Annotated in this window: 22 protein-coding genes and 1 tRNA gene; 7 read left to right on the top strand and 16 right to left on the bottom strand. The window is 43.2% G+C overall.

Annotation, left to right across the window (positions count from 1 at the left end):
* Positions 1 to 26 precede the first annotated feature (26 nt).
* The 5 genes from NG798_RS24000 to NG798_RS23980 form a co-directional block, all read right to left on the bottom strand.
* Positions 27 to 395, bottom strand: coding sequence for an Arm DNA-binding domain-containing protein (locus NG798_RS24000; protein ID WP_261226243.1), 369 nt, complete (start codon positions 393 to 395; stop codon positions 27 to 29).
* Positions 396 to 541: 146 nt separating this feature from the next.
* Positions 542 to 615: transfer RNA gene (locus tag NG798_RS23995), tRNA-Val, on the bottom strand.
* A gap of 95 nt (positions 616 to 710) precedes the next feature.
* Positions 711 to 2,528, bottom strand: a complete 1,818-nt coding sequence (locus NG798_RS23990) for a protein kinase (RefSeq protein ID WP_375339000.1) — start codon at positions 2,526 to 2,528, stop codon at positions 711 to 713.
* A gap of 109 nt (positions 2,529 to 2,637) precedes the next feature.
* Positions 2,638 to 4,665, bottom strand: a complete 2,028-nt coding sequence (locus NG798_RS23985) for a serine/threonine-protein kinase (RefSeq protein WP_261226241.1) — start codon at positions 4,663 to 4,665, stop codon at positions 2,638 to 2,640.
* Between the two features lie 279 nt (positions 4,666 to 4,944).
* Positions 4,945 to 6,288: a hypothetical protein gene (locus NG798_RS23980; RefSeq protein WP_261226240.1), complete on the bottom strand. Its 1,344-nt coding sequence runs from the start codon at positions 6,286 to 6,288 to the stop codon at positions 4,945 to 4,947.
* Between the two features lie 666 nt (positions 6,289 to 6,954).
* Between NG798_RS23980 and NG798_RS23975 the strand changes: the two genes are divergently transcribed.
* The 3 genes from NG798_RS23975 to cysC all read left to right on the top strand — a co-directional run bounded on the left by NG798_RS23975 (position 6,955) and on the right by cysC (position 9,590).
* On the top strand, positions 6,955 to 8,400 hold the full coding sequence (locus tag NG798_RS23975) for a DASS family sodium-coupled anion symporter (RefSeq protein WP_261226239.1): 1,446 nt from the start codon (positions 6,955 to 6,957) through the stop codon (positions 8,398 to 8,400).
* Positions 8,401 to 8,410: 10 nt separating this feature from the next.
* Entirely contained in the window at positions 8,411 to 8,869 is a 459-nt protein-coding gene (locus NG798_RS23970; protein ID WP_261226238.1) for a hypothetical protein, read from the top strand.
* A gap of 145 nt (positions 8,870 to 9,014) precedes the next feature.
* A complete protein-coding gene (gene cysC / locus NG798_RS23965) occupies positions 9,015 to 9,590 on the top strand; it encodes an adenylyl-sulfate kinase (protein ID WP_261226253.1) in 576 nt (191 codons plus the stop codon).
* A 179-nt stretch (positions 9,591 to 9,769) separates the two neighbouring features.
* Here cysC and NG798_RS23960 read toward each other — a convergent pair whose 3' ends face one another.
* The 3 genes from NG798_RS23960 to NG798_RS23950 are packed head-to-tail and all read right to left on the bottom strand — an operon-like array spanning position 9,770 to position 11,587.
* Positions 9,770 to 10,333 carry a hypothetical protein gene (locus NG798_RS23960; RefSeq protein WP_261226237.1) on the bottom strand — a complete coding sequence of 188 codons (564 nt, stop codon included), beginning with the start codon at positions 10,331 to 10,333 and terminating at the stop codon, positions 9,770 to 9,772.
* 10 nt (positions 10,334 to 10,343) lie between these two features.
* A complete protein-coding gene (locus tag NG798_RS23955) occupies positions 10,344 to 11,072 on the bottom strand; it encodes a Tat pathway signal protein (protein WP_261226236.1) in 729 nt (242 codons plus the stop codon).
* A 2-nt stretch (positions 11,073 to 11,074) separates the two neighbouring features.
* Positions 11,075 to 11,587 carry a hypothetical protein gene (locus NG798_RS23950; RefSeq protein ID WP_261226235.1) on the bottom strand — a complete coding sequence of 171 codons (513 nt, stop codon included), beginning with the start codon at positions 11,585 to 11,587 and terminating at the stop codon, positions 11,075 to 11,077.
* A gap of 234 nt (positions 11,588 to 11,821) precedes the next feature.
* On the opposite strand from NG798_RS23950, the gene NG798_RS23945 reads away from it, so the two are divergent.
* Positions 11,822 to 13,171 carry an NB-ARC domain-containing protein gene (locus tag NG798_RS23945; RefSeq protein ID WP_261226234.1) on the top strand — a complete coding sequence of 450 codons (1,350 nt, stop codon included), beginning with the start codon at positions 11,822 to 11,824 and terminating at the stop codon, positions 13,169 to 13,171.
* Between the two features lie 21 nt (positions 13,172 to 13,192).
* Here the strand turns inward: NG798_RS23945 and NG798_RS23940 are convergent, their stop codons facing one another.
* Both NG798_RS23940 and NG798_RS23935 read right to left on the bottom strand, forming a co-directional pair.
* Positions 13,193 to 13,912: a Uma2 family endonuclease gene (locus NG798_RS23940; RefSeq protein ID WP_261226233.1), complete on the bottom strand. Its 720-nt coding sequence runs from the start codon at positions 13,910 to 13,912 to the stop codon at positions 13,193 to 13,195.
* A 169-nt stretch (positions 13,913 to 14,081) separates the two neighbouring features.
* Positions 14,082 to 14,861, bottom strand: a complete 780-nt coding sequence (locus NG798_RS23935) for a photosystem II S4 domain protein (protein WP_261226232.1) — start codon at positions 14,859 to 14,861, stop codon at positions 14,082 to 14,084.
* Between the two features lie 232 nt (positions 14,862 to 15,093).
* On the opposite strand from NG798_RS23935, the gene NG798_RS23930 reads away from it, so the two are divergent.
* Entirely contained in the window at positions 15,094 to 15,684 is a 591-nt protein-coding gene (locus NG798_RS23930; protein ID WP_261226231.1) for a YkgJ family cysteine cluster protein, read from the top strand.
* A gap of 128 nt (positions 15,685 to 15,812) precedes the next feature.
* Here NG798_RS23930 and NG798_RS23925 read toward each other — a convergent pair whose 3' ends face one another.
* Positions 15,813 to 16,187 (bottom strand): group 1 truncated hemoglobin, encoded by a 375-nt coding sequence (locus NG798_RS23925; protein WP_261226230.1) that lies wholly within the window; start codon positions 16,185 to 16,187, stop codon positions 15,813 to 15,815.
* Between the two features lie 298 nt (positions 16,188 to 16,485).
* Positions 16,486 to 17,001 carry a hypothetical protein gene (locus tag NG798_RS23920; RefSeq protein ID WP_261226229.1) on the bottom strand — a complete coding sequence of 172 codons (516 nt, stop codon included), beginning with the start codon at positions 16,999 to 17,001 and terminating at the stop codon, positions 16,486 to 16,488.
* Positions 17,002 to 17,349: 348 nt separating this feature from the next.
* On the opposite strand from NG798_RS23920, the gene serA reads away from it, so the two are divergent.
* Positions 17,350 to 18,933 (top strand): phosphoglycerate dehydrogenase, encoded by a 1,584-nt coding sequence (serA, locus tag NG798_RS23915; protein ID WP_261226228.1) that lies wholly within the window; start codon positions 17,350 to 17,352, stop codon positions 18,931 to 18,933.
* A gap of 165 nt (positions 18,934 to 19,098) precedes the next feature.
* Entirely contained in the window at positions 19,099 to 19,989 is an 891-nt protein-coding gene (gene prmA, locus NG798_RS23910; protein WP_261226227.1) for a 50S ribosomal protein L11 methyltransferase, read from the top strand.
* A gap of 48 nt (positions 19,990 to 20,037) precedes the next feature.
* On the opposite strand, the gene NG798_RS23905 is transcribed toward prmA, so the two are convergent.
* From NG798_RS23905 to NG798_RS23890, 4 genes are all read right to left on the bottom strand, one after another.
* Complete coding sequence (locus NG798_RS23905) at positions 20,038 to 20,844, bottom strand: pentapeptide repeat-containing protein (RefSeq protein WP_261226226.1); 807 nt, start codon at positions 20,842 to 20,844, stop codon at positions 20,038 to 20,040.
* 418 nt (positions 20,845 to 21,262) lie between these two features.
* Positions 21,263 to 21,580 (bottom strand): thioredoxin, encoded by a 318-nt coding sequence (gene trxA, locus NG798_RS23900; RefSeq protein WP_261226225.1) that lies wholly within the window; start codon positions 21,578 to 21,580, stop codon positions 21,263 to 21,265.
* A gap of 103 nt (positions 21,581 to 21,683) precedes the next feature.
* Complete coding sequence (locus NG798_RS23895) at positions 21,684 to 23,114, bottom strand: ATP-binding protein (RefSeq protein WP_261226224.1); 1,431 nt, start codon at positions 23,112 to 23,114, stop codon at positions 21,684 to 21,686.
* Between the two features lie 450 nt (positions 23,115 to 23,564).
* Positions 23,565 to 25,463, bottom strand: coding sequence for an adenylate/guanylate cyclase domain-containing protein (locus tag NG798_RS23890; protein WP_261226223.1), 1,899 nt, complete (start codon positions 25,461 to 25,463; stop codon positions 23,565 to 23,567).
* Positions 25,464 to 26,097: the final 634 nt, after the last annotated feature.

The raw sequence follows: 26,097 nt of genomic DNA, 5'->3' as shown, positions 1-26,097 counted from the left end.
TTTTCCCTAAATCTTTCTGCTTCTTTTTACCCAATGGCTGAAGCTGCCTTATTGCCAAAGTGCGATTTTAACAAGCCAAGTAGTCCCTTATATTTGGCCATTGTTCGCTCGTAGACTTGTCGCGCCCGTTTGTCCATAAACTTTTGGAAAAGCTCAACTACAGAAATCTGGTTCTGTCTTTCGGGTTTATATTTGGCCAAGGTTGGGTCAAAGTTGCCGGTTGCCAAGTCGCCTTCAATCACTTTGGCCTTTCCCTCAGCCACTATCCGATTTAGTGGGGTGTCCACCAGTCCAGAATAGAGGAAACGCTGTTTACCCTGGTAACTCCACACCAGCCTCAGAACTCCCTTAAAACTTTGGACTGTTACCGACCCTTTTCTATTCCGTCCTGCCATCTCAAACCCTTGAAATCTCGTATCTTAAATTTATCTTATAAGATGGTTGAAAGTGGCAGAATTTGTCACACTTATAGATGCTGATAAACCTTATGAAAAGCTTTTACCAAAAGCCAAAACGCTTACTGTGATTGAGTTTGATTTAATGGACACAACTGGACTCGAACCAGTGACCCCTACGATGTCAACGTAGTGCTCTAACCAACTGAGCTATGCGTCCGTCACCAACGATTTATAAACTTAACACAACCTCCCCAAAAACGCAAGAGGTTTGTCAAAAAAATTTTCCACTTCCCGAACCATAGCCGACCGGCTTCAATTCTTCACCCCCCCTTTCCCGCCGGCAGACACCCCAGAAGGCTGTAAACGCCATAACCCAATCTTCCCACTCAAACCGCCAACCACAAGCATCTGACCATCCGCACTAAACGCCAACGAAGAAACCACACCCGGATAACGAAGACTCACCAACATCTCCCCTGTATAAGGATTCCACAACCGCACAACCCCATCGCGTCCTCCCCCAGCTATGGCCTGACCATCCGGACTAACCGCCACCGAAACCACCGGCCCCGAATGCGACAAACACCCCAACAACTCCGCAGAAGCCAACTGCCATAACCGCACAGTTCCATCCCCACTCCCACTTACCAAAACTTGACCATCCAAACTAAACGCCACAGAAGACACACCCTCCGAATGGCCCGTCAGCGTCAAAACCGCATCCCCACTCGCCACATTCCAAACCTTCACAGACCGGTCTCCACTCCCAGACGCCACAACCTTACCATCAGGACGAAACGCCACCGACTCCACCCACCCCGAATGACCAGCAAAACTCCCCAACATCTTCCCCGTCGCCAAACTCCAAACTCTTAGCAACCGATCCCCATGACCACTCACCACCAAATCCCCCCAAACCGCCACCGAATAAACCCATCCCCAATCCTTAGAAAACCAACTCCCCAAAGTCCGAACTAACTTACCCGTCCCCAAGTTCCAAATTTTCACCGTCCGGTCACAACTACCACTCACCAACAACTGACCATCCGCCGAAAACGCAATTGAATTAACCCAACCCGAATGACCCGAAAGCAAATTGCCCAAACTGCGAACCTTGAGATTTCCCCCAACATTCCACAAGTACAGACGTTCCGACGGAACATCTTTGCCATCAACACCGGCTGCCACAAATTGACTATCCGAAGACACAGCCACACAGCGAACTTTATCACCAGTAGAAAGTGTTTGTAAAGCCTTCCAAACCTGCGGTCTAACCTGCGTCAAATCCTCCAAAACCTCAGAAGTCGAACTATAACGAACCTGCAAAGAATCCGCCAACAACCGATCCAAAATTCCACCTAATACCGCACTCACCGGCCTCAAAAGAAACTCCCGCCAAACCCACTCACCACCCCGTCGCAAATTAAACGGAGACTCCTTTGTTAACAACTGCACACACATCACCCCCAAACTAAATAAATCACTGGCAAAAACCGGCCTCCCCTGCAATTGTTCAGGCGCCACATACTCAGGACTTCCTAAAATCGTCGCCACACGATTTCCCCCGCCAACCAACTTAGACGCCCCAAAATCTACCAAAACCAACCTGCGGTCTGAGTTTCTTCTAATCACATTCGCAGGCTTAATATCCCGATGAATCACCGAATTACTATGCACAAACTCCAAAACCGATAACAAATCCCCCAACAAAACCCGAATATCCGTTTCATTAAAAGGGCCCTTTTGTTCTAACTCCTCTGCTAAACTTTCCCCTTCAATAAACTCTTGCACCAAATATTGCCGGCCCTCCAATTCAAAAAAAGCTAACAACTGGGGAATCTGGGGATTTTTCCCCAAAATATCTAACTGCAAAGCCTCTCGCTCAAATCGCTCTTTTGCCTGTTCTGTATTGACGTTTTCTGGGGAAAAAAACTGTTTGATTACGCAAAAAGGTTTCGAGGGCAAATCTTCATCTACCGCTAAAAACGTCCGCGTAAATCCCCCTTCTCCCAAAGGTTTTATCACCCTAAAATGCTCCCTGACCAATAACCTCATCCCGCAACTTTGGCAAAATTTATTGTTTTCAGGATTTTGGGGTTTTTGGCAAGTTGGGTTAATACAATAATTCATGGCTTTTTTTAGGGAGTTAAGGACTTTTTAAACGCCGAATAAGTTTTTGTTATTTTGTAGCCAAGGACACGGCTTTTATCTGGCCTAAAAAAAACTTTGCCAGAAAATTTTATGCTTTTCCAATTGGAAACATCCGCCAAATTTTAATTGTTTTATCTTCACTTCCACTCACCAAGGTTTGACCATCGGGGCTAAATATTACAGCATTTACAGTATAAGATTCTCCTGATAATGTTTGCAACAATTGCCCAGATTGCAAATGCCAGAGTTTAATAGTTTTATCTCGGCTTCCTGATGCTAAAATCGGCGAACGGGGGTTAATTGATACTGTGTTTACCCAATTGGAATGACCGGCTAGGGTGCGTGTAGGTGCTGTTAATTCTCCTCTTTTATCAAATTGCCAAATTTTAATTGTTTTGTCTTCACTCCCAGAAACTAGTGTTACACTACGCGGACTAAATGCAAGGGAACTGACGGGATCTAAGTGTCCTCCTAGCGTTTCTAATAGTTCGCCATTTTCCATTTTCCAGAGATTAATTGTTTTATCCCAACATCCAGAGGCAAGTATTTTGCCATCGGGTGAAAAAGCTACCGTCCTAACACCGGCACCATGTCCTCCCAAAGTGTAAAGTAATTTGCCGGTGGGTAAATGAATTACTTTCACAGTTTTATCCCAACTTCCAGAGGCAAGAAATTGTCCCCCCGGACTAAATGCAACGGATAATACTGAGTCAGAATGACCGGCAAAAGTGCCGAGTAATTTGCCGGTGTCTAGTTGCCAAAGTTTAATGGTTCTGTCTAAACTTCCAGAGGCAAGATATTGTCCTTCGGGACTAAAAGCAAGGGAATTAACATCATCAGAATGGCCGGTAAAGGTTGCTAGTAATTTGCCGTTGTCTAGTTGCCAAAGTTTGATAGTTTTGTCAGAACTTCCCGATGCTAGTAAGTTGCCTAAAGGACTAAAAGCGACTGCATTAACGTAGCGAGAATGTCCTTTGAGGATATTAATTCGCCGCCAAGTTACAGGCGCACTTCTTGGCGGCGGTGATGTGGTTAAAAAAGTATCAGAAAGCGCGGAGGATTGACTGAGGCTTATATTATGATGAGCGGTAGTTAAGGGTCTATCAGAAACCGGCCTACTTACTACAGGTGTTGTCGCCACCGGCCGGTAAGCAGCTTCTTGCAACAACAATAGCGGTGAATTTCCCACTTTTGATTGACCGGCATTCAAATCTTTAACTACATCGCCGGCATTTTGATAACGTTCATTAACCCATTCTTTGAGCATTTTGTCTAAAATTAAAGCCAATTTTGGGCTAACATCTGTTCCTCTTTGTTGCAAAACACTCCGCCACCGCCACTGTCCGATCATCGGATCAAATAATTCGTCTAAAGGAGTCTGAGTTAACAGGTGAATACAGGTAACTCCCAGACTGTAAATATCGCTGGCGGGGTAAGCTTGACCATTGCGTAATTGTTCAATCGGCGCATAGCCTTCTGTGCCGGTGCGTGTGCCGGTGTGGATACCTGTACTGCTTAATTGTTTTGATACTCCAAAATCAATTAATACCAAATCTGCTTTGCCGCCTTTTGACAAACTTGGTAAAGATTTGCGGCGGATAATATTCGTCGGTTTAATATCTCGGTGGATAACTTGATGTTCGTGGACAAATTGCAAAACCGGCAGCAAATCACTCAACAATTGCCGGATTTGTTCTTCGCTAAAGGGCCCGTTTTCTTCTAATTCTTGCCATAAATCTTGTCCTTCAATAAGTTGCTGGACTAAATACAATCGCTTATCTTGTTCAAAATAGGCTAATAAAGCGGGAATTTGCGGGTGTTGTTCTCCCAATTCCAGCAAACGGAGGGCTTCTTGTTCAAATAACTCAACGGCTTTTTTCAGTGCTTTGGAATTACCTTGAATTTCCGGCGCCGGTAACAATTGTTTGATCACACAGCGAGATTTAAGCCGGTGTTCATCTACTGACAAGAACGTTCGCCCCATTCCCCCTTGACCAAGCGGTTGAATGGCGCGATAGCGATCTTTCAGCAGTAGTTGTGTCCCGCAACTGAGGCAAAACTTAACTGAGAGTGGATTTTGAGGCTGCGAACAGTTAGGGTTTAGGCAATAGCTCATACTCACGAGTTATTGACGCATAGATTTCTATGGTAGTTTTTTCTGACACCAAATGTCTGAGCGATTTCTTGCAGTTTGTTTTTTAACCGCAGATTAACGCAGATTAACGCGGATAGGTGGTAGGTTGGCTGCAAGAGGTTTTTGGTGACCGGGGTTGTTTTACTACTGTTACAGAAAATTACACTTTTGGGATGGGGGTTTAGACCATTTTAGAGATGGGGCTTTAGATTGGCGAGCAGCTTATTTTCACTTTTTGGCTGCTAAAAGTAAAGCAGCAAGCTAATTTTGCTGTAATTGTTTCTGACTTTCTCTGGCAAATTTTAACAATTCTTGGGCTTCTTTATGGGCTGTTGTTCCTGTTTTTACGCTTTCTAATTCATTAATAATTTTTTGCAATTCGGCGCTCAATCTTCCCCCATTGGCCTTTTCTTGTCCTGCCATTGTTTGCCAATATGGTATCAGTTGTTTGGCATCTTGTAAAGCTTTAACTGATTCTTCTTCCATTTGTTTTCTCAATCTCACTGTGCCTAAGTTTTTTTGATATTCGGCTAATTTTTTTTGAGCATCAACATATCCCGATTCTTTCACCCCAACCATTTTTAATTGTTTAATAGCTTCTTCCCACAAACTGCCAATTTCTTCCCACTGTTTGGCTGGATGCGGCGGATTTTGGGAAGCTTGCGCTGCTAAAAGTGCATACTGTTTTGCCGCTTCAATTAAATTATTTGAATTTGTCCTGCCGGCTGCATCTCCGACAACCTGGACAAAATCTCTCTCAGCCGCGCTTAATTTCGGCTGTACCATTTGATAAGCTAAAGTTTCTTTTGGCAGTTCTCTCATTTGATCTATCGCTGTTTGCCATGCTGTAATTGCTTTTTGTTGAGGTTCCCCTGCTGCGGCTTGTTGATATTGTGATTTAGCTGTATTTAAAGCTGTTTCAGCTTCGCTTAATTTAATTTGAGCATTTCTTTCTTGAAAAACAATGGCTTCCATTCTGCCGATGTTTTTTCTTGCTCTTTCAAATTCATCAAAGGTAAATCGCCAGCTACAAGCAAACAAACTGCAATAAAACTTTGGTTCATATCCCAAAAACCAGACCGGCAAGCGATTAAGATGTTCTTGGGCTTTTTTAACTTTTTGCTCTCCTAATTCAATATCCGCCCCACTCGTTGCTTTATTCACCAATTGGTCAGCTTGCTCTACCAAAGCCGTCGCTTGTTTATAATCATTATCCATTGCAATATAGCTGGGTAACAACAACAGCGGCGCCACATTTGCCACCGGCTTTCTAATCATCGGAAACGGCAAATTAACCAACCAAACCAACCCCGCCATCCCCCCTCCAAACAACAGCAAACCAAACAAACAACCTAAAGAACTATTTGATTTTTTCTTGTTAGCAACAGCGGCTTTTTTGAGGACAGCTTGGCTAAAATTGGGTAAAATATCGTTCAAGGTTGCTTGCAGTTCTTGTTCGTTGGCCGGTTCGCCTTTTTGCAATCGCAACTTTTCCAAACGTTTGAGAATAATTTCTCGCTGAACTTTGCCGGTTCCCTGATTGCCGGTCATGTTTTTAACTTCTGCCTGTAAAATATCAAAAGCGCGGTTATTGAGACGATACATAGGCAATAGAGAGGAACGGGTAACTGGTGACTAAGCAAAGATATCTCCTGATCTCGCTTGAATTTATTATAAATCTAAATTTATCCCAAATAAGCTGTTTGACAAAAAATCTATGTACAAACGATATTTTCCTACCTTGATTCCTCAAAAATTACAAATTTGAGCAGCAAAAACCCGCCAATATCCCTTACTTAAAGATAAATTTAAAATTCCAAAACACAGCCGGTAGCGGCGATAAACGCTAAACACTAAAATAACCCAAAATTCCTATCTTCAGCACATCTGCGTTAATCGGTGGGAAAGGCATTTTGCCAGCCTTAGATCGGCGGTTAAAAAATAAGACGCCATGAGCACAAAAACAAGCAACGCGAAAAAACCGCCAACCAAAAGCCGATTTTATATCAAGAGTTAATCGATGAGTAGCCACCCCGACGTTACGGCTCTAAAAAATAATCGTCTCTTTTTAAACCATTTTTCTCGTTTTGCCAAGCCTTTTTAATGTTTCTTCACTTAATATTTACTAATTTTTTACAGACGGTGGAGAAGAAAAGACGGGCTGGGAAAAATTGTTACAAAACAAACATTTTTTTTCTAAGAAATTTCAGGGAAATAATTATTATATGTAAAGATAAAAACTTAGGAAATAAAGTTGGGCTAAACACCGGCATGAATGAAACACCAGCAAATCTAAAGATACCCGACCGATTCCGCGCCTTTTTGCAGTATGCTACCTCATCACAAGGGCGCTGGATTTGGAGTTTGGTAGCCCTCGCCATCTACCTCACGGTAATGGTAATACCCTTACCGGCCAGCTATACCGTCGAAGCGAGACGGTCACTCGCCGTTTTTGGAGTCGCCGTATTTTTATGGGCAACAAACACCCTACCCTTACCCGTCACCGGCATCCTGATTTTAGCCTTACTGCCTTTTAGCGGCGCAATCTCCCAAAAAAGCACCTATACCTACTTTGGAAATTGGGCCGTCTTTTTCGTTTTGGGTGTTTTGATTCTCAGCAGCCCGATCATGCGGTCGGGACTGAGTACCCGTTTAGCCTTAGCAGTTGTCTCGCGGTTTGGTAAAACCCAAAGTTCCTTACTTGGAGCAATATTAGGCATCGGCGCCCTGATGTCGTGTTTTATTATCGCCCACGCCGTCGCCGCCATGTTATTTCCCATCGTCCTCGAAGTTGTCCGCGCCACAGGAGCCAAAGCCGGCACCAAGTTCGGTTTAGCCGCGTTTATGGCTATGGCTTGGGGGGCTGTGATTGGTTCTAATGCTACCTTACTCGGCGGCGCAAGAGGGCCCCTAGCATTAGGAATCTTGCAAAATGCCACCGGCCAAACGATCAGCTTTGGAGAATGGACACTGTGGTCAATGCCGGTGGTGATAGTCTTGGGATTGGTTGCTTACGGCTTACTTTTATTAGTAATGGGAGACGAAAAAGTATCCCTCAAAGCAGCACAAAAGTTTTTACAAGTCCGCAACAAACAACTGGGGCCCATTTCTCGCCGCGAAATGTTGACAGCCGGTTTAATTGTATTTGTAATTGTCCTGTGGTTAATAAAAGGCGATAGTTGGGGACTAGACACGATAGCTTTTTTGGGAGTTGGTTTAGCCTTTGTCTTGGGAATTGCCGAATGGCGGGAAGTTGAAGAAGATGTCAACTGGGGAATTATCGTCATGTATGGTAGCGCCATTGCTTTGAGTGGAGCACTTGACTCCACCGGCGCCACTGAAGCTGTGACAAAACAACTCTTGGGTTTAGGCATTCAAAGTTCGACAATTATTTTTGTAGCAGTTGTTTTAATTTCCTTGCTGCTGACAGAATTTATGAGCAACGCTGCAACGGTGGCGGTGTTGATGCCGGTGGCTTTGTCTTTAGCAGCCAGTTATGGCATAGATCCCCGCGCTATCACCCTTGGCGTTGTTGTCCCGGCTGGTTTAGGATTTATGTTTCCCGTAAGTACCCCTGCTATTGCCATTGCTGTCGGTAGTGGTTATGTTAAGCCTTTAGCCGTCTTGCGCTGGGGACTGTGGCTTGATTTAATTGGGTGTTTGCTGTTTTTACTGATGAGCAAAATATACTGGCCCCTCGTGGGTTTGAGGTGGTAAGATGGCGCTCGTGACGCTAGTGTTGACAAATCCTTATGCTTACGAAAAAGCGCTCTCTCGCGGGTTGGAGTTGGCTGTTAGCCTGAGTGAAAGCCAAGCGTCTCTCGGCCAGAGGATCGAGGGTGTTGCCTTGAATGTGGTATTTTTGATAGACCCAGAGGCTTTGGATGAGTTAGTACAGGACTTAGGCGAGCAAGGTTGGTTGGGTCTTTCATCCCAGCGCAACTTGCAAGCGTCCATGCTAGAAGGCTATCGTGCTTTAGCAGCAGATATCTTACAAGAAGCTCTCAAGGATGGTTCTCAGGCAGGGTTGTCGGTTGAAACGGCTCTTAAAGAAGTTCCTCCCAGCATTTATGTGGATGAACTCTTAAACGCTGGCACACAAAAACTGATTGTCTGCGGTTCTTCAACGCTTGCGGCCAAATTAGGAGACCGAACAGCTAAATTAGAGTGGATCGAAGACGGCTAATTTGCTTTCTTTGGTGCGTGGATGGGGCGATGAAAGGCAGAAATTCTACCCAGGATTTAAGAATACATCGCCCTGAAATAACTGCTCTGATTCAATCTCAAATGGCTCCGCCAACCTCAACGTACAAAAAGCTGTAATTTTAACAATTCTGGAGGAAAAGGAAACAATGGAAAAACGTGGAGTAACCGTTTGGTTCACGGGTTTATCGGGTGCCGGAAAAACAACGATTAGCCGTGCAGTGGAACAAAAACTGCGAGAGCGCGGTTATATGGTGGAAATTCTCGATGGTGATATTGTTCGGGAAAATTTGACGAAGGGTTTGGGTTTTTCTAAAGAAGACCGCGATGAAAATATCCGCCGCATTGGTTTTGTGGCGCATCTTTTGACGCGAAATGGCGTGATTGTTTTGGTATCTGCGATTTCTCCTTATCGGGAAATGCGCCGCGAAGTTCGTGGTCGAATTGCCAATTTTGTTGAGGTGTTTGTGAATGCGCCTCTGAATGTTTGTGAAAGTCGAGATGTGAAAGGTCTTTACAAAAAAGCTCGTGCTGGAGAAATTAAGCATTTCACCGGCATTGATGATCCTTATGAGTCTCCAGAACAGCCAGATGTTGAGTGCCGTACTGATCTGGAATCTGAGGAAGAAAGTGTGGAAAAGGTATTAAAAGCCTTGCAAGATAGCGGTTATATTTCTGCGGAAGAGTTGGCAACTTTGGCTTAATTAATGCTTGCAAAAACCCGGTTTCCTTGAGGAGCCGGGTTTTTAAAAACTTATATTTATAAGGGTTCGGGCATTTGTTTACATAGGGCTTGCTGAATAAACTTTGAAACGAGATGTTTTCATCAGAGATTCTTCTTGCTAGTTGATTGGTCGGAATAATAGCCTAACAAATACTTTATCTACCGGCAAGGGTTGGTAAGTTTGTAATCTGGATGCTTTGGGAAAAACTGACCGATAAGCCTACCTGATTTCACGCCTAAAACATAACTTCTTCGCTTGAATATACCACCGATAGTAGCAGTAACTTGACACTGTTGATTAGGACTGAGACTATTAAGTATTTTCTTATTTTCTTCTACTACGTCTCTAATTTCTTCCACAATATCACGATAATTCATCTTTTCATCAAAAAATGTTTGGTACTCTTCTTTAGAACCATCCCAATACTTAGGATGATGACTTTGGAGAATATGCCGCATACCACTTCTATTCAACGTAAAAGCTACAGAACGACTTACTCTAAAAGTTGGGTTTGTAAATCCACTCAAAGCATCATTCAAATCACCTTTTCCAGGTCGTGGAATGATAGTATTTCTTTTGGCTAAAATTTCATTTACACCATTGGCTGAAATACCAATTTCACTTACAGGTTCCTGAGACGTATATAAATTTTTAGCTTCAGCTTGGAAAGATAATCCCAAAAGGATAACTAAAGAAACAGTTAGTCTTAAATGTGTTTTCATAGCTAAAAAATTATGCAAATTTAACTTCAACAATGATGTCACGGCGAGGCAAACCGCCAGCTTCAATAGTTAACTCAACATTACCACGTCCACCCCGACCGGGTTGAATTAATTCATAGCGAGAAGTCACTTCACCCAAGACTGTACGATAGCTTTGAAAACAAACATTTCGATTTCCAGTTCCATTTGGGAAAGTATCTCCTTCCCAACTACACCAATCATCAAATTGTGAATATACAGGTAAAAGTGAATCTGCAACCAAATTAGGAGAAAGTCCCTGTTGACCTAGCACTTGAGTAGCAACATGAATACCTGCCATTGTGGGGCCGGTAATTTTAGCAGTGGTAGTTTCATCTTGATACTTTTGAACAAAGCCAAAACCCACATTGGGCCCCCATTTATCTTGTCTTTGTTGTCCCCAAAAAACGGTAGTTTGAGCGCGTGCAAGTTCGGTTTTGTTTTCTCTGAATTGACGCTCAACAAAATCGCGGTCTGCTAATTGAATTGCCAAAAGTTCGTCTTGAGAAGGGCCAAATGCGTCGGACAATGCACCTCGAATAGCTCTACCAGCAGCAAAGCGCACTAAGCCACCAAAAACAGCACGGGATGATAATGCTCTCAACAACAATCCGAAAATAAACGCTTCGGCTGGTTTTGGGAAAAATATACCCGATGTAGTTGCCAGGGAAGCGCCACCTAAAACAGCTAATTTAGTAAATTTACGTCTGCTGATACTCATAGTTATTGCCTCTGACCTGGAGATGAGGAAATAGGCTCAAGTAGGGCTTGGACAAATGAAACTTTTTGAGAATAGTTATCCGCCGGAACTTCTATGGCAACACTACTGATCCTGCTGACATCCAATATGACAAGGGATTTTTCCCCTGCGGACACTGTTCTGGATGCAGCCAAATTTCCATCAAGATAAACGTTTACAGTTGCTGGTTGATTAGCACGTCTGTTATCAGCAATACCAAAAGCTAAACGAAGAGTTTTAAACCTTGGTTGAGAGCCAGCAGGTCTAATCCTACAGGTAATTAATGAGTTACTATTACCAATAATAAAAATTTGGGTAAAGGCCTGTCTACCTATAGAAATATCCTGCTGATTGCTTTGCATCCATCCGCCGCTCTTAACGCAGCTACTTGAAAATAAAGAAGTAGTGCGCTGTTGTCCTTGCGCCGCTTGCTCTGCTACTCCAGCAAAAACCAGACACATCGCCCCAACGGCGGCAAATTTACGAATAAGTTTCATTTTTTCCTTAGTATCTAGCGCTGGCCGTGTTTTACTTAACAAAGTAGAACCTTATCTGACCAGTAAAAAGTTATCTGTTATATAGTAAATCTCTTGTGCTAAACACTACTAACTGAAAAAAACAGATTTGATAGGATTTTTTGTAACAAATTTTTAAGTAAAACCCAGAAAAAACCTGATTTTCTTGGCTTATACTAAGCTATAATGCCCAAAACCCTTATCCTGCTTACCTCTATGACTATTAAGGAAGTTTTACAATTTGTAGATCGGTTAGTCGAGAAACAAACAGGTGAACACCTAGACGATCTGCAAAAAACAGTCATTCAAGGGGTTTGGGAAGGTAAAACTTATAAAGAAATTGCAGATGATTTTGGCTATGATAAAAACTATGTTGGAGATGTTAGCCGTGAATTATATAAGATTTTATCGGAACAGTTGGGAGAAGATATCAATAAATCTAATTTTTCTTGGACGTTAGAAAGAGTTAGAAATTCTCATCATTTTGTTGTTGGTGTAAATACGAATATTACTTATTGTCCCTTTTCTCCTCCAGCGGAACAAAATCAATCTATCAATAAGGAAGGGAAAACAACCAAAAACACAAGTTATCACGATTTAACCCTAGCACCGAAAATCACTCATTTTTACGAAAGAGAAACCGAACTCGAAACCCTATCGCAGTGGTTAACCACTCAAAACCCCCGCCTCATATCAGTTTTAGGAATCAGCGGAATTGGAAAAACCACCCTCGTCAAAAAGTTTGTAGATCGCCATCTACAACAATTCGATGTAATCATCTGGAAAAGCATCAAACTATCCCCATCTTTAGATACCATTATTACTGACATTTTCACACTAATTAATCCCGATAATATTCAATCTGACAACAAATTAAACCATTTCTTCAACCTTTTAAACCGGCAAAAATGTTTAATTATCCTTGATGACGTGCAAGAGTTATTTACCAGCGGACAATTTGCCGGACATTACAAAACAGAATACAAAGAATATAAAACCTTTTTCAGCAAAATGATAGAGATTGAGCATCAAAGTAGTTTAATCTTAATCAGTCAAGAACAATGCCAAGAAATGCTTTGCTTAGATGAGGAATTCCATCCTGTTAAGTGCTTGGAATTAAAAGGGTTAGATAGTACCGCAATATTGAAAAACTTAGGATTGAAAGATGAAGAAAAGTGGTTAAAGCTGCTTAATCTATATGAAGGTAATCCGGTTTATTTAAAAGATATTGCTATTTTGATTAAAAATATTTTTGGTGGGAAAGTATCTGAATTTTTAGCAGAAGATAGTTTAATTTTGACCGAGGAGATAAAATTTATGTTAAACGAATTATTTAAAAGATTATCAGCCGTAGAGCAACAAATAGCGGTAGAATTGAGTAAGTACGATCAGGCCGTGTCAAGAGAAGATTTAAGACAAGCTTTATCCTTGTCATCAATGGACTTGATTAATGGCTTACAATCTTTAACTAAACGCTACTTACTTAAACCAATAGAAGCAGAAAAAATGTTGTTTAATTTAGCGCCGGTTTTTAGGCAATATATTATAACTTGTTGCCAAAATTGATTATTATTATGGAAGGTTTCTCTAGCCTTGCTGCTGAGCTATTAAGTGTTGTAAAAAAGTTTGATGTTCCTGCGAATTAATTCCAGCTTGTAAAATTGCCAATACTTGCTGCATATTTCCTTGCAGCATCGCCGCAACATCTAACCATAATCCCGGAAACACAACAGAGCAAATCGCACCTTGCTCATTTGGCATCAACGAAACATAATCACCATCTTGCAAACTAAACCAATCAATCCTTTGGTCAAATACCTGCCAAACGATGTATTCTTGTACCCCATTCCGCCGATAGGCACGTTTCTTATCACCTAAATCTATTGCCGCACTACTCGCCGCAATTTCTACCATCAATTCTGGCGCTCCCTCCAGGTATCCATCTTCGCTCAAAGTTGAGTTCCCGCCACTTTCTGGACTGATTAATAATACCCCATCCGGCTGCGGTTCGTTGTCGATATCTAACCTTACTGTTGGTTCAATTCCCATTTCCAACTGTGGCGTAGCGATTTTGTATGTCCACAGCCAACCGATCAGATCGGCGTGCGGTTTGGCATGAGGTCTAAAGCGTAATGGTGATGCCATATAAACAACTCCTTCAATTAGTTCGGCTTTTCTTACTTCTGGCATAGCGCTGTAACGACGCTCGAATTCTGGACGAATTAATCGATCACCATTTTCCAAGGGTGGCAAATGTTGAGGAGTTGTAATCTGAGAAACCATTGATTTAGGCAGTGAAGAAGTCATCGTAGCAGCCTCAATGTTTGAGACGGTAGAGTTTCGCCATTAACGATCTCGATCAAGGTGGGCATTGCCATCCTACAATCATTCTACTTTAAATTAGAAAAAACTAGCTGGCAAAGTTTCTTCTAACTTTCATTCTGACTCTTGCGCTCGGCAATTTATTCAGCAACCCCTACATATACCGCGTTAACTGTATCCGGAATCTTTCCTTTTTCGTAACAGCAACTTCGCCAACTTCCAACCGGCCTTTCCCCCGAACTGCAATTAAATCACCGCTTTTCACTTGATAACTAGGCTGGCTAATTTCCTTCCAATTTACCCGCACATCACCGCCTTCGATATACTCTACCATTTTGCTGCGAGACATCCCAAAACCCGCCGAAGCAATAGCATCTAACCGCATAGAAGCTTCTGTGGTAGTTAACTCTTTTTTCTTCGGTTCCCTAATTTTTAACTCACTTAATTCTATACGGCGAACTGTCACCGGCACCGAACGAACCTGTTTTAAGTGCATCTCCAAATATTCTAGCAATTCAGGCACAACAATCGCCTGAGCACCGCGTTCTCCCAAAACAATTAAATCGCCGGTTTTTTCCCTGACAATACCACACCCTAACATTGACCCTAAAAAATCTCGATGAGTTGCCGTATCAAATAAAAAATTACCAGCAATATCTAACGCTGCAATCTCCACTTGTGAAGTATCCAGAGGCAATTCTGCACGGGCAATTGCTAATCTTTGTCGTTCTGCTTGTGGGTATCCTCCCCACGCCACTAGCTGCACTTCTGTTAAGCGAGAAAAAGCTTGCTGCGCTTCCACAATTTCTGGCGGCGAAAGAAAATCCGTAGCCACAACTTCCCAAGTTTTGATAGCCTGATCAGCCTGGTCAATAATGCGGGCCAGCGTGTCTCGATTTTCAACCCCTTTTAACAAATCCTCTCGTGGCAACATAACTAAAATTCAACCCCAACTCTTCTTTTGTACCCTAAATTTCCAACTTAAAACCCAAACCGCCTCTTAATCATACCATAAAAAAAGCAATAAACCCATCGCCGTCCATCTGCGTTCATCTGCGTTTATCTGCGGTTTAAAAACCCCCCATAATTGCACATCAAACCATAATACCACAAAAACCCACATACATATAGAATAAAAACACGAAACCAGATAGAAACCTAAAATAATGACAAATCAAGAAATTGCCAACCAAGTAAAAGAACTGTACGAAAAAATCGACAAACAGACAGAAAAACTTGCCCAAACAACCGGCCTAAAATGCCCCCCAGGCTGCGGCAGATGTTGCGAAAACCCAGACATTGAAACAACACCGCTAGAAATGCTACCAATTGCCTTAGAATTATTCCAGAAAAAACAATTTCAAGAATTAATAGAAAAAGCCGATACAGTGAATTGGGAAGGCCGATGTATCTTTTATGAACCTGATTTATTTATTGCCGGAAATGGCCGGTGTTCAATATATGCTTTTCGTCCCAGTGTGTGCCGGTTGTTTGGCTTTGCGGCGGTGAAAAATAAACAAGGTGGAGCGGAATTGGCAGCCTGCCGGTATCATAAAGAAATTATGCCAGAAATGGTACAAAAAGTGAAAGAAAGTATTGCCGGTGGACTGCCGGTGGCGAGTTTTTCAGAAATTGCTTTTCAGCTTAGTAATATTGAGCCATCTTTAGGCAATCAAAGAATGCCAATTAATCAAGCTTTAAAAGTAGCTATTCAGCGAGTCGGCTTAATGGCACAATGGGAAACTGGCGAGCGGTGAACAGGAAAAGATAGGGTTTTTCTGATGACTGCGGTACAGAAAAGACCAGTTTATTATAAAAAACAGGGGATTATAAACTGGCTTTTATCTTTTCCAAATGCGATAAATTGAGAAATTAAACTCGTGTTTTACTGGTTTAAAACATCCCTACGATGGCTAGGTGCACCGGCTACAGCCATCACTTCAGAAATCAACTCTTCAGCAATTCCCAAGTCCTGAAGTGTTAGCTGCAAATTCTCAGCAATAGCATCAAAATGCTCGCCTTTTAAACCTTGCTCCTCTACCAACTGTTTGTGAGCTTCACGCATTGCCCGTCCATCATATTGAGGAGCCCCCCCAAAGGCATAAGTTAAAAATGCTCGTTGATGGCCTTTTTGTTTAACCATATCCATGCCATCAAAGAAGTGCTTAACCCGATCATCCTGTAACACACGGTCATAAAAATTATCGACAGCCAGTTTAACGGCTTGAGCACCACCTAGTTTTTCATACAAAGTTGACATAGCTTGTTTTATCCTCAAATTTTGACAAGCTTATCTTAACTTAAATTTTGTATTAAATGCCAGAAAGGTTAAATATTGTAATACAACTTTAGATAGAGGGCAAAAAAAATTTTTAGTCTAAAATATTGTAGATTTGTATCAGTTGGAAGCAGGAGAGAACAGGCTGCTAAAAACCCCTAAGCCAAAGAAATTTAAGACATTTCCAGGTTTGCTATCCCTCATGCTAAGATGCCCAGAAAAAAACATCTTGTAGAAAACCCAGCTTTTGAGAAAAACCGGGTTTTAAATTATGATTTAATTACATTTGACTGTAATCAGCATAACCCTGGATATTTTCGGGATCAAACCGGCGTAAAATCAGCGTAGCTTTGCGAGTCAAACTTTCATCACCATTGACCACAATTAAATACTTACCCAACTTCAAACGATTACGATAGGGTAAAGCATCACCGCTACCAAAAATCAAACCGGTACCGCCACCGACAAACGCACTACCCATCGCACCAGAGCCGGCGCCCAACAAACCGCCAATAAAATGATTACCCCACTCGCCCGCCCAAGCAAAAGTATCCAAACCGGTGCTTAGACTAAAAGCAACACCCGCCACAAAACCAAACGGCACCAACCAAGTCGCCATCAGCTTTGCTTGCTTACCGGCCTGCTCATTAGGGTCAATCAAACCATACTCATCAGCACTTTTGTAACCCTTGCCCAAAATAGCCACTTGACTCATTGGCAAACCTTCCTTTTCCAAAGCCACATAAGCAGCTTCAGCTTGAATACGATCCGGTAGAACAGCCACAAGATAATTCATAGAGTGCGATATTAAGAGATCAAAACTTAAACGTGGACAAGCCAAAAGTAAACGGTTAAAAGTGAACCGGCCAAAATCAACAGAGAAAAGTCAGGAAAAACAAATTAACCTTAATTAAAGCCTATCAGGGAATGCCAGACTAGGGCGACAAACAAAAAATTGCCCCCAAAGCTAAAAACTTTTAGTCATTTCGCAAAGTTCTGTCCCCAGAAAAGATAGAATGTGCTACTGCGGTTAAAATTGCCTAATCATTGGGCTTAAAAAAAAGCCGGTCGTCCTGCCCCCAAACTGCTGCCGCCCCACTCAACGGCAATTTACCCGCCCTAGTCGCACTCAATTACCCTAATCATGCCAAAGGTTCTAGTATCCGATCCAATTGACTCTGCCGGAATTGATATTCTCTCTCAAGTTGCCCAAGTAGACATCAAAACAGGTCTATCACCAGAAGAATTGGTGCGGATTATACCAGAGTATGACGCATTAATGATTCGCTCAGGCACCCGCGTTACCAAAGAAATGATCGAAGCCGGCACATCACTAAAAATTATTGGCCGTGCCGGTGTGGGAGTAGATAACGTTGATGTACCGGCAGCCACCCGCCAAGGTATTGTGGTGGTCAACTCACCAGAAGGCAACACCATCGCCGCCGCTGAACACGCCCTAGCGATGATGTTAGCGCTTTCTCGCTACATTCCCGACGCCAACGCTTCGACAAAAAACGGCGGTTGGGATCGTAAAACCTTCGTCGGTGCCGAAGTTTATAAAAAAACTCTTGGGGTTGTCGGCTTAGGCAAAATTGGTTCCCACGTCGCCACCGCTGCCAAAGCAATGGGGATGAAGTTATTGGCTTACGATCCTTTCATTTCCACCGAACGCGCCGATCAATTAGGATGCCGGTTAGTGGATTTGGATTTATTATTCCGCGAGGCTGATTATATTACCTTGCACATCCCCAAAACCCCAGAAACCACCAATTTAATTGGCACAGAAACTCTGGCTAAAATGAAACCAACAGCCCGGATTATTAACTGTGCTCGCGGTGGCATTATTGATGAAGCTGCCCTCGCTACTGCTTTAAAAGAAGGTAGAATTGGCGGTGCAGCCCTTGATGTGTTTAGCAATGAACCCCTCGAAGCCGACTCTCCGTTAAGACAACTCGGCAAAGAAATCATCTTAACTCCCCACTTGGGCGCCTCCACCACCGAAGCACAAATCAACGTTGCTATTGATGTGGCTGAACAAATTCGGGATGTGCTGCTGGGATTGCCGGCCCGCAGTGCAGTGAATATTCCGGGGTTATATCCCGATGTCATGGAAAAACTCAAACCCTACCTACAATTGGCAGAAACTCTGGGTAACTTAGTGAGCCAGTTGGCCGGTGGAAGAGTTGATTTTCTTCATGTGAGATTACAAGGTGAGTTAGCTTCCAACGAAAGCAAGCCGATTGTTGTGGCCGCCTTAAAAGGTTTGCTAACCAACGCCCTGCGCGAGCGAGTTAACTATGTCAACGCGGCCATAGAAGCCAAAGAGCGGGGCATTCGCGTTATTGAAACCCGCGATACCAATATCCGCGACTACACCGGCTCACTGCATCTGGAAGCCAAAGGCTCTCTAGGTGAGCATTCCGTGACCGGTGCAGTTTTGGGAGATGGGGAAATTCGCATTACTGATGTCGATGAATTCCCTGTCAATGTGCCGCCTTCTCGTTATATGTTGTTTACCTTGCACCGGGATTTACCGGGCATTATTGGCAAAATTGGCTCACTTTTAGGCAGCTTTAATGTCAATATTGCCAGTATGCAGGTGGGCCGCAAAATTGTCCGGGGCGATGCGGTGATGGTGTTAAGCTTGGATGACCCCCTACCAGAGGGCATTTTGGCAGAAATTATCAAAGTTACCGGTATTCGAGATGCTTATACGGTAACGCTTTAAGCAATCTGAGAAATTTGTCCATTGTCAATTTTTAATTATCCATTGACAATGGGCTTCTCAGGCATCTCGGTTTCTATAGCGTTGCCTTTACAGTTGCTATACATAAAAAGCTGCTGTCGGCATTCTTTTTAAACTCAAACATATAAAATTAATTATTGGTATGCTATGACGCATAGCTGGTGGGAAATTCAGGTTTTGTGCGATCCAGCCCTTGAAGATACGGTGTTTTGGCGGCTGGAAGAATTTGGCTGTCGGGGTACTGCTTGTCAAATAAAAGGTTATGCTTGCTTGGTTAGCGCTTATTTACCAGAAGAACAAGCGCAGCTTTTGGATCTGGCGGCTTTATCTTTATGGTTGCGACAAGATGCGGTGTGTGTGGGTTTGCCATCGCCGGCGGCGCACTGGCATTTAATTGATGAGGATGACTGGTCTAGCAGTTGGAAGCAATACTGGCACCCCATCGAGATTGGAGATAAGTTATTGGTTTACCCGGCTTGGTTGCCGCTGCCAGAAAATCCCACCCGTCACGTTTTGCGTCTTGATCCAGGGGTGGCGTTTGGCACCGGCACCCACGCCACAACTCAACTTTGCCTCGAAGCTATCGAAATGCGCCTCTCCTATGAAGAAACAGATGCCGTTGTAGCCGATATTGGCTGTGGCTCAGGGATTTTATCGATTGGTGCAATCCTGCTGGGAGCCAAACAAGTTTACGCGGTGGATACTGACCCTTTGGCAATTAAGTCTACACGCAGTAACCAGGAACTCAACCAAGTTAATACGGAAGTTTTACAAACAGAATTGGGGAGTGTGGAGCGGGTAATTGAAATGGCTTCGGGGCCGGTCGATGGGATTGTGTGTAATATTTTGGCTGAGGTGATTATTGATTTAATTCCTCAGTTGGAACCGCTTGTTAAAACAACAACTTGGGGTGTGATCAGTGGGGTTTTGCTAGAGCAAGCAAAGCCGGTGGCTGATACTCTTGAGCAACATGGCTGGGTGGTGGCGACGCTGTGGCGCCGACAAGATTGGTGTTGTTTTAATATCCGCCGGACTTGAGCATATCTGTTATCTCCAAAACACCGCAAACCACTCAGATGCAGCCGGTTAACTCAACCCTGAACGCTGAATGCCTAAGCTTTTTGAGTTGTTTGTTGAAGAGGCTGCCTGTACTAAACTTCCATAGGGTACCACTGCGGCTCTGTCTGGCTCTCTGCCGACACCGCTTTTTGGCCGGACTGAGGCTGCGTTATCCAGATAAAGTCCGATGGTTCCTTCTAAATTAGCTCTGCTGAGGTTGGCTCCTGAGATGTTAGCGCCGGTGAGGTTTGCGCCGCTGAGGTTGGCGTTAAGTAAGTTGGCGCTGCTGAGATCGGCTCCGCTGAGGTTAACATCTCTGAGATCGGCTCCCACTAAGCGAGCTTCGCTGAGGTTGACGTTGGATAAGTTGGCTCCTCCAAGGCTGGCATTTCCTAAGTTTACGCCGCTGAGATTAGCTCCGCTGAGGTTGGCTGCTTCTAGGTTTGCTCCGATTAAGTTTGCGCCTTGCAAGTCTGCTCCCCCAAGACTTGCGTTTTGCAGGCTGGTGTTGACTAAGTTGGCAAATGTTAATTCTGCGCCTCTGAGGTTGGTATTGGTGAGTTTGGCGTCGATGAGGTTGATGCCTTTGGCGTCTACTCCGCTTAAGTCGGCTTTTATTAATTCGGCAGCAACTAAGTTGCCATAGCTGAGATCGGCTCCGCTGAGGTTGGCGCTGATCAAGTTGGCTCCGTTTAGGTTGGCAAACATGAGTTTGGCTCCAGAAAGATCGGCGCCGTTGAGGTTAAAATGAGCCAGGTTTGCTTCAACTAAATCGCCTCCTTGACATTGTTTTGTTTCTATCAACCGCTTGATATGTGCGCTATTTGCTGTCATTATTTTGCTCCTGATTGTTAATTTAATGTTTGTTTGAATATGGCTATGTTTGGTTAGAAATTGTCTTTTCTAGGAACCGGCTTTTACTCCGCAGAAAATATTGTTGAGGGCTATTTTTTTTTACAAGAGAATAAAGTCAAATCAGGATGCTTATTTGCTAAAGTGTTTAAAAGGATGCCGGTTTGGCGTTTTTTTGGGGCGTTTAGATTGGCTCTGATGCTTTTAGGGGGTTTTGAGTGCTTGAATTTTATGGGGTTTACATCTAGCTTATGTATCTTTGTTTTAGTTAAATTGTCAAGCTCTCTAGGGAGTGTTTTGTTTGAGTAAAGCGGAAAAAGACAAAAAACCAGGTTACTTTGCCGTAAACCTGCTTTGGGAATATTTTATTAAAATTTTTGGTGAGAACTCTGGGGGGGTTTTAAATAAAGGCTTGCAAGCGCTGGATTAAAGTTTGAGCTTGCATGACTCCTTCGAGCCGGTCAACTGGCTGAGCGTTTTTAAACAGCACGAGAGTGGGTAAGGCTTCTATGTGATAATGGCTGGCTAATTGAGGATAGTTGTCTGTGTTAATTTTGACGACTATGAGCCGGTTTTTTAACTGTTGGTTGACTTGTTCAAGGATGGGTGCCATCATTTGGCAGGGGCCACACCAAGGCGCATAAAAATCGACTAACACCGGCAGATCCGAACCCATCAATAAGTCTTGAAAACTATTAAACTGCTTTTTAACTGCCATAAAATTTTACCTGCTCTTGGAAGGATTTTAATTTGATGATAGCAAGAGCAGCTACATTTCTACAGCAAGCAGTCGATTTTTGAGGGACTAAAGCCCCTACTACTTACCTGAGTTGTGACTGGGTAGCGCCTGTTACCTTGTCTGGACAAAGTTGGTTTAGGCGCACCGGCAACTCAATTAAAAACTCTGTTCCTTGTCCAAGTACAGATACGCATTTCAGCGAACCTCCATGCTTTTCAACAACAATTTGGTGACTGATGGAAAGTCCCAGGCCGGTACCTTGACCTATAGGTTTTGTCGTAAAAAATGGTTCAAATAAACGCTCTTTTACTTCTTCTCTGATACCGGGGCCATTATCTGCAATTCGGATACTAATTTTATCAGGATATTTTAGTTCAGTGCGAATGCGAATTGTTGGGGTATAAGCACAGTTTTTTCGATTTTCTTGGCATTCTTCTAAGGCATCCATAGCATTAGTAATCAAATTCATAAAAACTTGATTGAGGGGGCCGGCATAACACTCGATGGCGGGTAATTTGGCGAATTCTTTGATGATTTTAATTTCTTCTTTACCTGTTTTCTCTTTGAAACGGTGCTGCAAAATTAACAGGGTGCTTTCGATGCCGGCCTCAATATCCGTATTTTGCTTTTCTCCCTCATCTTTTCTCGAAAAATTACGCAAAGATAAAACAATTTGAAGAATGCGATCTGAAGCGATTTTCATAGAGTTGGTAACTTTTGGCAAGTCTTCCAACAAAAAATCTAGGTCGATTGATTCTATGAAGTCTTGAATTTCATCGGCTGGGGTTGGATAGTATTTTTGGTAAAGTTTTAGTAACTCAACGATATCTGTGATATAATTTTCGGCATGATTAATATTGCCATACAAAAAAGTCACAGGGTTATTAATTTCATGGGCTACACCTGCCAATAGTTGACCTAAACAAGACATTTTTTCCGTTTGGATAAGATGGGCTTGGGCTTGTTGTAATTGCGTTAAAGTTTCCTGTATTTCCAGGTTACGTTTTTGGGCAAATTGGGTAGCGGCTTGGCTTTTATTATAGAGTTCTACTAAAGTTTTCTCAAAAGCTTTTTGTTGGATTTCGCTTTCTTTTTGGTATTGAGTAACTACGGCATCTAAGGCTTGAATTAATTCCCCTGATGCGGCATTAATGATATAGTTTAAGTGGGGGTTGTCTAGGGTTAAATTTTCATTGGGGCTGGTTAGCAATTTTCCTGTTTCTTGAATATATTGTTGCACTTTTTGATTGACGTAGTGCGGGGCTTCAAAGTAAAGGGAATGAACTTCTTTTGAGGGATGGCCGGGTAATTGTAAAGTTGGATCGCCGTAGAGTAATCCCTGGTGAGATTTTTCCATCAATTCAACAGCATCAAGCAGACACTGGCGAATTTCTTCTTGTTGTGATGGGTCGAGGGTACAAACTAATCTTAAGCTAAACAGGGAAATTCGCTGGGACAACATCCGCTGCCGTCCGCTTATATTCACGACTGAGGCATTAATTTCTCGTGACATAATAATTTGATGGTATAGGCTTTCTACATCTCGATACACGGCAATTCTCTACTTTTTTAGGGAGGAGTTTTTAGGAAATTAGTTTTTGTAGTTGGGGAGTTATCGGGAGGTGGGTTTCCAGAGATTCTCTGTTTGAGGCCGGTTTTTGGCTTTTGGGTTTTGGATAAGGCAATCTAGGAGGGGGAAATGCTTTAGTGTTGCTTGTTAAAACTATGAGTCTATTTGGGTTTATTTTTTGTAAGCTTTTATACTTTATAGCTAAGTTTTCAGATCCTACCATATTTGTTTTTATGTTAAATTTTTATTACAGTTTTTTTGAAAAAAAGCATTAAGTATTTGTACGGAGAGAGGGGGAGTTTTTTGGTTAAAAATAAGGCAAAAAGGGGAGGTAAAAGTTTAAGTAATATTCAGGGTTAGGGAGAGGAGGTTGTGAAAAACGCTCCTCAATGGTTAGGTGGGTGAGGGAAGGGTGGCCGACTGGACTTGGAGGGGGTTTGGGTCATTGTTAGGGTGGAAATGTTTTAATGGGTGGTTGATGGGATGCTGTAGGGGGTATTGGGATAGGCGACGTTTGCCGGTGAGGAGGTAGGTAGTCATTTCGCCTTTGCCTTTGATGGGGATCTGGCCGCGCATTTCAAAGTCGAATTTGTCTTTGAGGAGTAGGTAGGTGGTTTGGGTGACTTGGATGGTGTCGGGGAGGCCATGAGATTCCATGCGAGAGGCGATGTTGACGGTATCACCCCAAAGATCGTAGATGAATTTGTTGGTGCCGATGACGCCGGCAACAACTGGGCCGGTGTGAATTCCGATGCGGATGTGAAAGTTTTCGGTGTTTTGGCTGTTAAATTTCACGATTTCTTGCTGCATAGCTAAGGCAAATTCGGCGATGGCGCTGGCGTGATCGGGCCGGGGGGTGGGCAAACCGCCGACCACCATGTAGGCGTCGCCAATTGTTTTGATTTTTTCGAGGTGGTAAGTTTGGGTGAGCCGGTCAAAGGCGGAAAAGATTTGGTTGAGAACTTCGACGAGTTCAGGGGCGGAAATTCTGGTGGCGAGTTGGCTGAAGCCAACGATATCTGCAAATAGTACGGTGACTGCTGGGAAGCTGTCGGCGATGATGTCGGGTTGTTGTTTGAGGCGTTCGGCAATGGGCCCAGGCAAAATGTTGAGCAGGAGTTTTTCGGATTTTTCTTGCTCTTTGGAGAGTTGTTGTAGGGCTTGTTGCAGTTGTTCGGCTTGGTGGGCGCGTTCGCTGGCGAGTTTTTCGATTTGCTGTTGACGAGATAGGGAGGTGAGGAGGTAGGTAACGGGTATATTTGTCCAGAGGAGGCCGGCGATTAAGATGGCCCAAGATCGCCAGGGTTTGGTTTGGATCTGTTCGTATCGGGGAGTTGACAGCAGGTATAGTGTCCATTTGCGTCCGCCGAATTCGATGGTTTTGGTTCCGATGGCTTGGTTAGGTTTTTTGTTGGTTTGGAGAAGTTTTTGGGCGGTGGGAAATTCTACGACTTGTTCTGTCGAGGAGTCATAGAAGGCGAGAAATTGTGGTGGTGATGATGTTGGGTTGGTAGTGTCTGGTTTTTCGGCCAGATAAAGGTCGAGGTTGCCAACTCCTTTGCCGGCAAGGGCTGATTCAAAGATATGGCTGATGCTAAAGACTGCGATGACTAAGCCTTTGAGGTTGTCGCGCCTGGTGGTGGGGGTGACGTTCGAGTTATACACTGGTTGGATGGCGATCAGTCCAATGTCTGTGTTTTTTACTTTGTTGAGGTTGATGTTGCTGCTGACTGTGAGGGTGCCGGTGTCTGTTGCTTGTTGGATAAGGCGCTGGTAGGCCGGTTGTGAGGCAATATCTAAGCCCTGATTTTGTTGATTTTTGCTGTGCTGGGTGATGTAGTAAAGGGGAAAGTATTGGTTTCTTTCTGGGGCTCTGACGAGTTCGCCTTGGGGGTTGACTTCGCGGATCTCAAAGGGGGTTTGGAGGTTGTTTTGATTTTCGTAGCTGATGCGTTCGAGGTTGCTGATTTTTGGTGCCCAAGCTAAAAAGTTTAGGCTGGGATGCTCGTCTTGGGGTGTTTGTTTGACAAAGTTTGTAAATTCTTCTGGTTCTACTTTGTCTGAGGCTAGGAAAAAGTTTCGGATATAGGGAAGTAGTTGGAGGTTGTTTTTAAAGTTTTGTTCTAAGGCGGTGGCTACGCTGTCTGCATAGCGGTTAAATTCGTATTGCCGGCGGTTGTTTTCCCACCGCCACACGATTAAAAAGGCTCCGAGGGAGAGTCCTGTACCTACAAGGAGGGTGATGAAGGCCGGCCGGTAACGTGACCAGGAAGACTGTTGTTTTTGGGGCATTTTTGCCTTTTTTGCGTGACTGTTTATGGATGCTTGCCACCTACTTTTGGGCCTGGAGGCATGGCTTTTGAAATTGTTAAGTTTTTTATATTTGTTTTCTTTTGCAGCCCTGATAATTTTGGGGTTAACAGCGATGTTAACGTTGCTACTATTGATCTACCACATTCTGGCAATGCTGGGGTCTGAGTTTTGCTTAAATTCACATAAATTTTACACAAACTTGTTTTTGTTTATGCTGGGAGCTTTTTTTCTGTCCTAGTTTTGTTTTGGCGGGGGCTTTTGATAGAAATGTATTTTGAATATTTTTTTGGGGTATATTACCTGAATCAGGAAATTTCTGGTTTTTTTGTGAGAATTTTGCGGGTATTGGGGGGAAGTTTGCCTATTTTTTTATAGCCAAATTTTTCTTCTACGTTAAGCTGAGACAGTTGGCAAAAAATGTAAAGTTTTGTAATGTGGGCGGCGAAATTGCTAGAAATTCAGGCTTTTGATGGCAAAAATAAAAAAAAATCAAAAATTACTAGAACTGGCTTGTCTGGGTGGGGGGATAATTTAGGTATAGCACTACGGCATAAGGTTAGGACAAAAATATGATAAGATATACCAAAAGCTAAATCGAGGAAAACAGTTATGC

The sequence above is a fragment of the Ancylothrix sp. D3o genome (assembly GCF_025370775.1).
Taxonomy (GTDB): Bacteria; Cyanobacteriota; Cyanobacteriia; order Cyanobacteriales; family Oscillatoriaceae; genus Ancylothrix.
The sequence above is the reverse complement of the archived record's forward strand: the minus strand, read 5'-3'. Positions and strand labels throughout refer to the sequence as shown.

Bases quoted from the DNA above. Each gene is read 5' to 3' on its own strand.
- NG798_RS24000 (WP_261226243.1), bottom strand. From the start codon at position 395: ATGGCAGGACGGAATAGAAAAGGGTCGGTAACAGTCCAAAGTTTTAAG.
- NG798_RS23990 (WP_375339000.1), bottom strand. From the start codon at position 2,528: ATGAATTATTGTATTAACCCAACTTGCCAAAAACCCCAAAATCCTGAA.
- NG798_RS23985 (WP_261226241.1), bottom strand. From the start codon at position 4,665: ATGAGCTATTGCCTAAACCCTAACTGTTCGCAGCCTCAAAATCCACTC.
- NG798_RS23980 (WP_261226240.1), bottom strand. From the start codon at position 6,288: ATGTATCGTCTCAATAACCGCGCTTTTGATATTTTACAGGCAGAAGTT.
- NG798_RS23975 (WP_261226239.1), top strand. From the start codon at position 6,955: ATGAATGAAACACCAGCAAATCTAAAGATACCCGACCGATTCCGCGCC.
- NG798_RS23960 (WP_261226237.1), bottom strand. From the start codon at position 10,333: ATGAAAACACATTTAAGACTAACTGTTTCTTTAGTTATCCTTTTGGGA.
- NG798_RS23955 (WP_261226236.1), bottom strand. From the start codon at position 11,072: ATGAGTATCAGCAGACGTAAATTTACTAAATTAGCTGTTTTAGGTGGC.
- NG798_RS23950 (WP_261226235.1), bottom strand. From the start codon at position 11,587: ATGAAACTTATTCGTAAATTTGCCGCCGTTGGGGCGATGTGTCTGGTT.
- NG798_RS23945 (WP_261226234.1), top strand. From the start codon at position 11,822: ATGACTATTAAGGAAGTTTTACAATTTGTAGATCGGTTAGTCGAGAAA.
- NG798_RS23940 (WP_261226233.1), bottom strand. From the start codon at position 13,912: ATGACTTCTTCACTGCCTAAATCAATGGTTTCTCAGATTACAACTCCT.
- NG798_RS23935 (WP_261226232.1), bottom strand. From the start codon at position 14,861: ATGTTGCCACGAGAGGATTTGTTAAAAGGGGTTGAAAATCGAGACACG.
- NG798_RS23930 (WP_261226231.1), top strand. From the start codon at position 15,094: ATGACAAATCAAGAAATTGCCAACCAAGTAAAAGAACTGTACGAAAAA.
- NG798_RS23925 (WP_261226230.1), bottom strand. From the start codon at position 16,187: ATGTCAACTTTGTATGAAAAACTAGGTGGTGCTCAAGCCGTTAAACTG.
- NG798_RS23920 (WP_261226229.1), bottom strand. From the start codon at position 17,001: ATGAATTATCTTGTGGCTGTTCTACCGGATCGTATTCAAGCTGAAGCT.
- serA (WP_261226228.1), top strand. From the start codon at position 17,350: ATGCCAAAGGTTCTAGTATCCGATCCAATTGACTCTGCCGGAATTGAT.
- prmA (WP_261226227.1), top strand. From the start codon at position 19,099: ATGACGCATAGCTGGTGGGAAATTCAGGTTTTGTGCGATCCAGCCCTT.
- NG798_RS23905 (WP_261226226.1), bottom strand. From the start codon at position 20,844: ATGACAGCAAATAGCGCACATATCAAGCGGTTGATAGAAACAAAACAA.
- trxA (WP_261226225.1), bottom strand. From the start codon at position 21,580: ATGGCAGTTAAAAAGCAGTTTAATAGTTTTCAAGACTTATTGATGGGT.
- NG798_RS23895 (WP_261226224.1), bottom strand. From the start codon at position 23,114: ATGTCACGAGAAATTAATGCCTCAGTCGTGAATATAAGCGGACGGCAG.
- NG798_RS23890 (WP_261226223.1), bottom strand. From the start codon at position 25,463: ATGCCCCAAAAACAACAGTCTTCCTGGTCACGTTACCGGCCGGCCTTC.